Source organism: Nocardioides sp., from assembly GCF_035547795.1.
Classification (GTDB): Bacteria; Actinomycetota; Actinomycetes; order Propionibacteriales; family Nocardioidaceae; genus Nocardioides.
Genome location: NZ_DASZUF010000221.1, coordinates 1 through 4972 on the forward strand (window position 1 = coordinate 1; position 4972 = coordinate 4972).

General features: G+C 72.3%; 5 protein-coding genes. 2 read left to right on the forward strand and 3 right to left on the reverse strand.

Features of this window, described 5'->3' with window-relative positions; translation table 11 throughout:
* Positions 1–156: 156 nt before the first annotated feature.
* Positions 157–693 carry a protocatechuate 3,4-dioxygenase subunit alpha gene (gene pcaG, locus VHA72_RS16320; protein WP_325577122.1) on the reverse strand — a complete coding sequence of 179 codons (537 nt, stop codon included), beginning with the start codon at positions 691–693 and terminating at the stop codon, positions 157–159.
* A 16-nt stretch (positions 694–709) separates the two neighbouring features.
* Positions 710–1540 carry a protocatechuate 3,4-dioxygenase subunit beta gene (gene pcaH, locus VHA72_RS16325; RefSeq protein ID WP_325577124.1) on the reverse strand — a complete coding sequence of 277 codons (831 nt, stop codon included), beginning with the start codon at positions 1538–1540 and terminating at the stop codon, positions 710–712.
* Between the two features lie 68 nt (positions 1541–1608).
* On the opposite strand from pcaH, the gene VHA72_RS16330 reads away from it, so the two are divergent.
* Entirely contained in the window at positions 1609–2367 is a 759-nt protein-coding gene (locus VHA72_RS16330) for an IclR family transcriptional regulator (RefSeq protein ID WP_325577126.1), read from the forward strand.
* Between the two features lie 21 nt (positions 2368–2388).
* Here the strand turns inward: VHA72_RS16330 and VHA72_RS16335 are convergent, their stop codons facing one another.
* On the reverse strand, positions 2389–3288 hold the full coding sequence (locus VHA72_RS16335; RefSeq protein WP_325577128.1) for a LysR family transcriptional regulator: 900 nt from the start codon (positions 3286–3288) through the stop codon (positions 2389–2391).
* Between the two features lie 81 nt (positions 3289–3369).
* Between VHA72_RS16335 and VHA72_RS16340 the strand changes: the two genes are divergently transcribed.
* Positions 3370–4972 (forward strand): proline dehydrogenase family protein (locus VHA72_RS16340; RefSeq protein WP_325577130.1); only part of this gene is annotated, 1603 nt, incomplete at its 3' end.

Below are 4972 nucleotides of genomic sequence, written 5' to 3' on the forward strand. Positions count from 1 at the left end.
CGCCGGCCAGTGGAACGTCGTCGGCGCCGACACCGGCTGAGGCGAGCGCACCCAGCCAGGCCTCCTCGACCCGCACCATGGCGGCCAGGAACGCGGCATCGTCGAAGACATCGCCGGCGCGCTCGTCGCCGGGCCACAGCAGGTCAGCCACGAGGATCAATCATGCTGCAGGAAGACTGTCTCGCCCTGACCCTGGAGCCGGATGTCGAAGCGCAGGCCCTGCGCGTCGGCCTCGGCGACCAGGGTCGCCCGCTCGTCGGCACTCAGCGAGGCGAGCAGCGGGTCGGCCGCGTTGGCCGGGTGGTCGGGCAGGTAGATCCGGGTGAAGAGCCGGTCCAGCAGGCCGCGGGCGAAGACGACCACGGCGAAGAACGGCGCCCGGCCCTCCTCGGTCGCGCCCGGCAGCACCGTCGAGAACGAGTAGTGGCCGGTGCGGTCGGTCTCGCAGCGGCCCCAGCCGGTGAACGACCAGCCGTCGCGGTGCAGGGACCCGGTCTCGCGTGGCACGGTGCCGCTGGCGTCGGCCTGCCAGATCTCCACCAGCGCGTCCGGGATCGGCTCGCCGTCACCGTCGTAGACGTAGCCGTGCAGACGGATCGCGTCCGCGCGCCCGGCGGGCACCAGTTCGCTGTCGCCGGGGTACGGGAGCGCCTGACCGAAGAACGGGCCGACGGTCTGTCCCGGCGTCCCCATGGCCGTCCTCATCGCATCAGTCATCGGAGTCCTCCATCCACGTGCGCCGAGCGCCGGTCAGCACGATGTCCCAGCGATAGCCCATGCTGTAGTCGGGCACGGTCAGGTCGTGGTCGTACGTCGCCACCAGCGCCTCGCGCGCCTTCTCGTCGGTCAGCGACTGGTAGATCGGGTCGAGCGCGAACAGCGGGTCGCCGGGGAAGTACATCTGCGTGACCAGCCGCTGGGTGAACGCGTTGCCGAAGATCGAGAAGTGGATGTGCGCCGGCCGCCACGCGTTGCGATGGTTGCCCCACGGGTAGGGCCCCGGCTTGATCGTGGTGAACGCGTAGGAGCCGTCCGGGCCGGTCAGGCAGCGGCCGGTCCCGACGAAGTTGGGGTCCAACGGCGCCGGGTGCTGCTCGTTCTTGTGCACGTAGCGACCGGCGGCGTTGGCCTGCCAGATCTCGACCAGCTGGCCGGCGACGGGGCGACCCTCGCCGTCGACGATGCGCCCCGAGACGGTGATCCGCTCCCCGATCGGCTCGCCCGAGACAGCCGAGTTGGTGCCCGCGTGGGCGCCGATGGTCAGGTCGGACTCGAGCCGGTGCACGTCGCGGTGGCCGAAGCACGGCGACCAGCGCTCGATCGTCTCCGGATCGACGTGGCGCGGATCCTTGGTGGGGTGGCGCAGGATGCTGGAGCGGTACGGCGGATAGTCGATCAGCGGCTGCCGCTGCCCACGCTCCTGCGGCCGCGCCGCGAGCTCGGCGATCTCGGCGGAGATCTCCGCCTGGGTGGTGGCGGCCGCGTCCGACGACGGCACCGCCGTCTCCTCGGCCGCGTCGGTCCTCGGTGTCGTGGTCACGGCGACAACCTAGGCGGCCGATCGCTAGCATGGCGACGGCAAGCTTCCGCTCAGCAGAAGGGACAGCGATGGCCGGCAACACCGCCGCACCGGGCACCACGGTGACGTCGCGGGTCCTGGCCATCCTGGGCGCGTACGACGACCAGCACCGCACCCTCAGCCTGACCCAGATCGCCGACCGCGCCGGGTTGGCCCGTCCCACCGCGCACCGGCTGATCGCCGAGCTGGTGGCCTGGGGCGCACTGCGCCGCGACACCCGGGGCAACTACGTCGTCGGACGCCGGCTGTGGGACCTGGGCCTGCTGGCGCCGGTGCAGACCGGACTGCGCGAGGCGGCCTCGCCGTTCCTGCACGACCTGTACGGCGCCACCCTGGCCACGGTCCACCTCGCGGTGCGCGACGACACCCAGGTGCTCTACGTCGACACGGTGCGCGGCCACGCCTCGGTGCCGATCGTGAGCACCGTCGGCTCCCGGCTGCCGCTGCACAGCACCGGCGTCGGCAAGGTGCTGCTGGCCCACGCCCCGGAGGAGACCCGACGCCGAGTGCTGGCCGCACCGCTGCCGCGGTTCACCCCTTACACCATCACCCAGCCGGCGGTGCTGGCGCGCCAGCTCGCCCGGGTGGGCCACGACGGGTACGCCACCACGCAGGAGGAGATGACCCTGGGAGCCTGCTCGGCAGCGGTCCCGGTCACCGTCGACGACACGGTCGTGGCCGCGCTGGGCATCGTCGTCGCGGACCTGCGCCGTACCCGCCCTCGGCTGGTGGCCGCCCTCCAGGTCGCTGCCCAGGGCGTCACCCGCACTCTTGCCGCCGGCCGATGAGCTCGCCCAGCGGCGGGGCGACTACGGCATCGCCGGCACCACCGCCGCCAGCCCTCGCCGGCAGGCGACGATCGGCGGGGCGCTGGCGATGGCGGCCCGGGTGGAGGTGAAGACCTCGCGGCGGGGGTCGCCGGGCAAGTCGACCCAGCGGACGTGGGGCTGGCGCCGTACCGTCATCAGGTCCGGCAGGATCACGACCGCGTTGCCGGTCTCCACCAACGCGATCTGAGCCTCCAGGTCGTCGGTCTCGAAGCGGACGTCGGGCTCGAACCCGGCCTCCCGGCAGACGTGTTCGGCCCACTGCCGGGAGGCCGCGCCGCGCGGCTCCATCACCCAGGGCAGGCCGGCGGCATCGGCCAGCGTCTCGATGCCGTCCCACCGCGACCCGGCGGGCGGGACCGCCAGCCGCAGCCGGTCGGTGACCAGCGGCGCGCGGTCCAGTTCGGCGTGCAGCGCGGCCGGGTGGTGCGGGTACTGCTGCGCGATGACGAGGTCGAACTCGCTCGACCGCGCCTCCAGCAGCGCCTCCTCCGGCAGCCGCTGGGACATCGTCACCTTCAGCCGCGGATGCTCCTGCGCCAGCCGGGTGAGGAGCTGGGGCATGAACGCCAACGCCGCCGACTGGAACGCCGCGATGTGCACCACCCCGGCCACGTCGTCGCCGAGTGCCGCCACCTCGGCGGCGGCGCGCTCGAGCCGGGCCAGGATCGCGGTGGTGTGCTCGACCAACAGCTCCGCGGCCGGGGTGAGCTCGACCCGTCGCCCGCTCTTGCGGAGCAGCTCGACGCCGGCGTCACGCTCCAGCCGGCTCAGCTGCTGGGACACCGACGACGGGCTCTGGTGCAGCACCTCGGCGACCGCCGCCAGCGTGCCGTGGAGGGAGAGCTCGCGCAGGAGCCGGAGGCGGCGTACGTCAAGCATCCGGATAGTTTAGAACAACCGATGAATATCCATCGGAAAACATCGCTGGACCTGATTGGTCCGAGGGCGGAGGATCGAGGTATGACGACTGCCTCGGATCCCACCACCATCCTCGGCGAGGAGTGCCTGCCCGAGGTGGAGGCGCAGGTCAGGGCCTGGCTCGACGCCGCCGCGACCAAGCCGGCGCACCCCTCGGCCCGGCGGCTGGCCGCCGTGCTGAAGGACCCGCGTGGGCTGGAGTTCACCGTCGGCTTCGTCGACCGGGTGATCCGCCCGGAGGATCTCGGTGTGGCCGCGCGGGCGCTGCGCGAGCTGGTCGCGATCACGCCGCGGTTCCTGCCGTGGCACCAGCGGGCGGCGCTGCGGCTGGGTGCGCTGCTGTCGGTCATCGCGCCGTGGTTCGTCATCCCGGTCGCCCGTCGGGTGCTGCGCCGGATGGTCGACCACCTGCTCATCGACGCCACCGACAGCCGACTCCGCGGCCAGATCGAGCGGATCAGGGCGCGCGGCGTACGGCTCAACATCAACCTCCTCGGCGAGGCGGTGCTCGGTGAGGCCGAGGCCAACCGGCGGCTGGCCGGGACACGCGCACTGCTGGAGCGGCCCGACGTCGACTACGTCTCGATCAAGGTGTCCTCGCCGGTCGCGCCCCACTCGCCGTGGGCCTACGACCAGGCCGTCGCGCATGTCATTGAGCGGCTGCTGCCGCTCTACCAGTACGCCGCCGCGCAGACCGCGGCCGGCCGGCGGAAGTTCATCAACCTCGACATGGAGGAGTACCACGACCTCGAGATCACCATCGAGGTCTTCTGCCGCCTCCTCGACCGGCCCGAGCTGCTCGGCCTGGAGGCCGGCATCGTGCTGCAGGCCTACCTGCCCGACGCGATGGCCGCGATGATCCGCCTGCAGGAGTGGGCCGCCGCGCGACGTGCCCGTGGCGGGGCGCCGATCAAGGTCCGGCTGGTCAAGGGTGCCAACCTCCCGATGGAGCGCGTCCAGTCCTCGCTCTACGGCTGGCCGCTGGCGACGTGGGGCTCCAAGCGGGAGTCGGACACCTCCTACAAGAACGTGCTCAACTACGCGCTCACGCCCGAGCGCACCGTCAACGTCAGGCTCGGCGTCGCCGGCCACAACCTCTTCGACGTGGCCTACGCGTGGGTGCTGGCCGGCAGGCGCTGCGTCCGCGACCACGTCGAGTTCGAGATGCTGCTCGGCATGGCCGAGGGCCAGGCGGAGGCGGTTCGCGAGACGGTGCAGCAGGAGGGCGGCGGCCTGCTGCTCTACGTGCCGGTCGTCCATCCGCGGGATTTCGACGTGGCCATCGCCTATCTGGTGCGCCGTCTCGAGGAGGGCGCGAGCCAGGACAACTTCATGTCGGCGGTCTTCGACATCCACGCCGACACCGGGCTCTACCGCCGCGAGCGGGAGCGCTTCCTCGCGTCGCTGCGGACTGTCGACGGCTCCGTGCCGACCCCGAACCGCACCCAGGACCGCCGTCGGCCGGTCACCGGCCCGCCGATGACCTCCTTCGCCAACACCCCCGACACCGACCCGTCCCTGCCCGGCAACCAGGCATGGGGCCGCGAGATCATAAGCCGCATCGCCGGCTCGACGCTCGGGGTCGACCTGGTGCGGCAGTACGCCGTCGACTCCGTGGCCGACGTCGAGCGGATGGTCGACGAGG

Excerpts from the sequence above, each read along its gene's own strand:
- VHA72_RS16335 (WP_325577128.1), bottom strand. The coding sequence starts at position 3,288 with ATGCTTGACGTACGCCGCCTCCGGCTCCTGCGCGAGCTCTCCCTCCAC.
- VHA72_RS16330 (WP_325577126.1), top strand. The coding sequence starts at position 1,609 with ATGGCCGGCAACACCGCCGCACCGGGCACCACGGTGACGTCGCGGGTC.
- pcaG (WP_325577122.1), bottom strand. The coding sequence starts at position 693 with ATGGGGACGCCGGGACAGACCGTCGGCCCGTTCTTCGGTCAGGCGCTC.